Source organism: Mesorhizobium sp. M7A.F.Ca.CA.002.04.1.1 (genome assembly GCF_004022805.1).
GTDB classification, from domain to species: domain Bacteria; phylum Pseudomonadota; class Alphaproteobacteria; order Rhizobiales; family Rhizobiaceae; genus Mesorhizobium; species Mesorhizobium ciceri.
Genome location: NZ_RZPL01000533.1, coordinates 1 through 4,114, shown reverse-complemented (window position 1 = coordinate 4,114; position 4,114 = coordinate 1). Strand labels below are relative to the sequence as shown.

4 protein-coding genes are annotated in these 4,114 nt (G+C 64.6%); 3 read left to right on the top strand and 1 reads right to left on the bottom strand.

The window, feature by feature from the left end:
* On the top strand, nucleotides 1–1,025 hold a 1,025-nt coding region (locus ENZ75_RS23560), incomplete at its 5' end, for a gamma-glutamyltransferase family protein (protein ID WP_164887954.1).
* Nucleotides 1,026–1,111: 86 nt separating this feature from the next.
* Here ENZ75_RS23560 and ENZ75_RS23555 read toward each other — a convergent pair.
* Nucleotides 1,112–1,366 carry a hypothetical protein gene (locus ENZ75_RS23555; RefSeq protein ID WP_031213787.1) on the bottom strand — a complete coding sequence of 85 codons (255 nt, stop codon included), beginning with the start codon at nucleotides 1,364–1,366 and terminating at the stop codon, nucleotides 1,112–1,114.
* Between the two features lie 597 nt (nucleotides 1,367–1,963).
* Between ENZ75_RS23555 and ENZ75_RS23550 the strand changes: the two genes are divergently transcribed.
* Nucleotides 1,964–2,839 (top strand): ABC transporter substrate-binding protein, encoded by an 876-nt coding sequence (locus ENZ75_RS23550; RefSeq protein ID WP_024503125.1) that lies wholly within the window; start codon nucleotides 1,964–1,966, stop codon nucleotides 2,837–2,839.
* A partial coding sequence (locus ENZ75_RS23545; protein WP_164887953.1) for an iron ABC transporter permease occupies nucleotides 2,832–4,114 on the top strand: 1,283 nt, incomplete at its 3' end. The genes ENZ75_RS23550 and ENZ75_RS23545, both read left to right, overlap by 8 nt.

The window sequence follows — 4,114 nt, the reverse complement described above, 5'->3', positions numbered from 1 at the left end:
CCATCATCAAGGCGAGCGGCGCCAAGGGCGGCATTCTCGCCAAGCCGGATTTCGAGCAATATGCGGTGCGTGAGCTCAAGCCCGTGACCTGTACCTATCGCGGCTACGAGATCACCTCCTCGCCGCCGCCCAGCTCCGGCGGCATCATCATCTGCGAAATCCTCAACGTGCTGGAGGGCTACCCGCTGTCCTATCTCGGCGCAGGTTCCGCCGAGACGGTCCACGTCATGGTCGAGGCGATGCGCTACGCCTATGTCGACCGCAATTCAGCGCTTGGCGATCCTGATTTCGTCGATAACCCGGTCTCGAAACTGCTTGATAAGGCCTATGCCAAGGATATCCGCGACAAGATCGACCCGTTCCGGGCCGGCGTGTCGCAGGATTTGATGCCGAAGGGCTTTGGCGAGAGCAAGGAGACGACGCATTATTCGATCATCGACGATGCGGGCAATGCGGTCGCGGTCACCTACACGTTGAACGGTTCCTTTGGAGCCGGCGTCGTCGCCGACGGCACCGGCATCCTGCTCAACAACGAAATGGACGATTTCACCCAGAAACCCGGCGTGCCCAACCTCTATGGCCTGGTCCAGGGGGAGGCCAACGCCATCCAGCCGAAGAAGACGCCGCTGTCGTCGATGAGCCCGACCGTGGTCGCCAAGGACGGCAAGCCGTTCATGGTCATCGGCAGCCCCGGTGGTTCGCGCATCATCACCATCACGCTGGAAGCGATCGTCAATGTCATCGACCACGGCATGAACATCCAGGAGGCGATCGACGCGCCGCGCATCCACCATCAATGGCTGCCCGACAAGGTGTATGTCGAGCCGTTCGGCCTGTCGCCGGACACAGAAAAGCTGCTGGCCGGCATGGGATATCACCTCGATCTCGCCGACCAGACCTGGGGTCAGGCCGCCGGCATCCTGGTCGGCGGCAAGAGCCTGGCGGAAATCGAGAAAGGCGGCGGCGCGCGCTACAACGGCGCCATCGACAGCCGCGCGGCCTCTGGCGAGGCGCTCGGATACTGACAGCTCGGAGGAAAAGCTTGGAGCAGCGTGGCGATTCGGGTTGATCGCCCGCTGCTCAAGTGGATCGGCTCACACCGACTTGACCGTCACAAGACCAGCGTGAGGGTGGACGCAACCAGCATCAAGGCGGCAATGCCGACGAACAGCGCATAGATGCGCGGCCGGTCGAGCAGCAGCGCATTTCCGGAGATCCAGGCGGATGTGGCGCCGCCAAGCGCGAAGAGGAAGCCGTTGCGGTGCCCGAAGACCATCGATGCGGCCATCAGCCCGCCGATGATCAGCGCACCGAACACGATGATCACGGCAACGGCATATCTCTCGAAATCATTGCCGCTTCCCATGCTCGGGCCGATTGCGTTCAAGGTTGGCAGGTCGTCCGGATCGAAAGGGTTCGTCGACCCGTATTCGTCTTGACCGGCAGGCTCTCGCATCATTCGTTCTCCGTATAGCGGCAACAAATCATCAAGCCTTGCCGAGTGCAACCCGATCACGCTGCCTTGATGCGTTCGACCGGTCCTTGACGTCTTCAGGTGGCGGCTTGCTGCCGGCTTTTGGTTCTTGGCCGTCTTTGGTCTCTCAGGCAATCCAGGAAACGGCTGCCCAAAGGCGACCGTAGCTCCCTCTATCATGGAATGCATTCGTGGAGGAAAAATGATGCGGGGCGCGGATTGGGCTTCGCAAACCGTGATTCGGACGGTGACGTCGCACAGGGTTGTTGTACGGGCGAATCGCCTTGCGGCCAGTGGGCGTCTGCGCTTGGCATGCGGTTGCGTGAAAGTTGACTGGGCAGGCATCTTAAATGTTGACTAGTATACTCATGTTTCATAGTCACCGGGCAGTGGTCACTGGAGACCAACCCCCGAAAAGCAGGGCCGGCCGCATTGCAGAGAGACCAAGAGCCCCAGTCGAGAGCCGCGCCCGATCATTTGCGCAGCCGAATGACCCGGCGCCAGGCGCTCGGGCTTTTTTCGCTGCCGTTCGCCGGCATGAGGTCCTCCACGGCTGAAGCCCGTCCGTTGCGCATCGTCTGCCTGGATGACGGGTTGACCGAGACCTTGCTCATGCTCGGTGTCAGCCCGGTCGCCATTGCCGATCGGGAGGTCTGGGAGAAATGGGTGGTCGAGCCGCGGCTGCCGCCCGACGTCGCCGATCTCGGCACGCTGCTCGAGCCCAATCTCGAATTCCTGCAGCAGCTCAGGCCCGACATCATCCTGTCCATGCCGTATCTCGAGGGCATCAAGCCGCTGCTCGAACGCGTGGCTCCAGTGACGACGATCGGGCTCTATACCGAGGCCGGGCAACCCTATCGGCGCGCGCTCGAGGCGACGCGCCAGCTCGCCGGGCTTGTCGGCAAGGAAAGCGAAGGCGAGGCGCTGATCGCGGCGACAGACGCGTATCTTTTGGAGGTTCGCCAGCAACTGGCGCCGCTTTCGGCACGGCCGATCTATGTCGTCAGCTTCCTGGACCCCCGCAATGTGCGCGTCTACGGCGCAAAGAGCCTGTTTCAGGAGGTGTTCGACCGCATCGGGCTCAGCAACGCGTGGACGGCCGAGACCAACTATTGGGGGTTTTCGACCGTCGGCATCGACGGGCTGGCGACATCCAGCGATGCGCGCCTCGCCTATCTCGAACCCTTGCCTGAGGGCGCCGGCGGCACGCTGACCGAAAGTCCGGTCTGGAATGCCATGCCCTTCGTGCGCAACCGCTCGATCATGCGCCTTCCTGCCGTCCTGATGTTTGGCGCGCTTCCATCCGCGAGCCGTTTTGCTCGGGTCCTGGCATCGGCGATGACCGCGGAGGCCGCCCATGGCTGAGGATGCTGCCATTGCCCAAAGGGGGAAGCCTGCGTCGGCCGGCCGGGCCCCCGTGTGGAGCTTTTCCAGCAATCAGCCGGTAGGCGCGATCCTGCTTTGCGCGGTGCTGCTCGCGGCTGCGGCAGCGGCAACCGTCTCGAACCTCACCGTGCAACTGCCATCGGCGCTCTGGCTCCAATCGCTCGCCGCTCCCGACATCGCTGACATGCGGCAGGTGCTCGTCCACTATGCCTTCCTGCCCCGTCTTGCGATCAGCCTTTTGTGCGGTGCGGCGCTCGGGCTTGCCGGAACTGTCCTGCAGCAGGTTCTGCGCAACCCGCTCGCCTCGCCTGAAACCGTTGGCGTCTCGGCCGGCGCCTATCTGGCGCTGGCACTGGCGACGCTTCTGTCACCGTCCCTGCTTGCCTTCGGCCGCGAATGGGTGGCGCTGGCCGGCGCATTTATGGCCCTTGCCGCCGTCATCGCTCTGTCCTGGCACAAGGGCCTGTCGCCGCTTTCGGTGGTGCTGGCGGGGCTTGTGGTCAGCCTCTATGCCGGCGCCATCGGTGCCGCTCTCATCGTGCTGCGGCATGAATGGCTGGCCAGCCTGTTCATCTGGGGCGCCGGTTCGCTCGGCCAGCAGGATTGGTCGACGACGCTGTGGCTTTTGCCCCGCATCGGCACTGCTGCGCTTGCGATCTTCTTCATGGTGCGGCCCCTGACCCTGCTTGGCCTCGACGATGAAGGCGCGCGCAGCCTTGGCGTGCCGCTCGGCGCCTATCGCTTCGCCGGACTGGCGGCCGCCGTCGCGCTGATCGCGTTTGTCGTTGCCGCTGTCGGCGTCATCGGCTTCGTCGGCCTGGCCGCGGCGACGCTCGCGCGCATCGGCGGTGGCCGGCGGCTTGGCCAACAACTGGTGATGGCGCCGCTGATCGGCGGCGCGTTGCTGTGGGCCGCCGATCAAGGCGTGCAGATCGCCACCGGGCCGCAAGGCGACCTGCTGCCGACCGGAGCGATCACAGCACTTCTCGGTGCGCCGCTGCTGCTCTGGCTGCTGCCGCGCCTTGCGCTTGGCTCGGAAGCCCCGACCTTGATGGCCGTGCGCCTGCCGCGCGCAAGCCGGCCCGGCCTTGTTCTCATGGCACTCGGCCTGGCTCTGCTTCTGCTGCTCGGGCTGGCCCTGCTCCATGAACCGGGTCCGCATGGCTGGACCTTCGCCTTCGGCGACGAGCTGCAGCCTTTGCTGTCGTGGCGGTGGCCTCGCGTGCTTGCCGCGCTGAGTGCCGGGGCGATGCT